This window comes from Colwellia sp. MB3u-8 (assembly GCF_014076985.1).
GTDB lineage: Bacteria > Pseudomonadota > Gammaproteobacteria > Enterobacterales > Alteromonadaceae > Cognaticolwellia.
Genome location: NZ_JACGVA010000034.1, coordinates 1 through 384, shown reverse-complemented (window position 1 = coordinate 384; position 384 = coordinate 1). Strand labels below are relative to the sequence as shown.

Genomic DNA, 384 nt, shown 5'->3' with positions numbered 1-384 from the left:
CCGAGGCCGGACTTGAACCGGCACACTCTTACAAGCGAGGGATTTTAAATCCCTTGTGTCTACCAATTCCACCACTCGGGCATCGAGAGTATTTTTTATAGTAGAGATTGGGACCCTACTTTGACGGTAACAACTGTCATATTTGGAGCGGCTGACGAGACTCGAACTCGTGACATTCACGTTGGCAACGTGATGCTCTACCAGCTGAGCTACAGCCGCTTCGAATTTTTACAATACATCCAACTGATATTAATCAGTAATGGTACCCGAGGCCGGACTTGAACCGGCACACTCTTACAAGCGAGGGATTTTAAATCCCTTGTGTCTACCAATTCCACCACTCGGGCATCGAGAGTATTTTTTATAGTAGAGATTGGGACCCTA

General features: G+C 46.9%; 2 tRNA genes. Both read right to left on the bottom strand.

Features of this window, described 5'->3' with window-relative positions:
* Positions 1–143: 143 nt before the first annotated feature.
* Positions 144–219 (bottom strand) — tRNA-Gly (locus H4J54_RS02305).
* A gap of 41 nt (positions 220–260) precedes the next feature.
* Positions 261–347, bottom strand: a tRNA-Leu gene (locus H4J54_RS02300).
* Between the last annotated feature and the right edge of the window lie 37 nt (positions 348–384).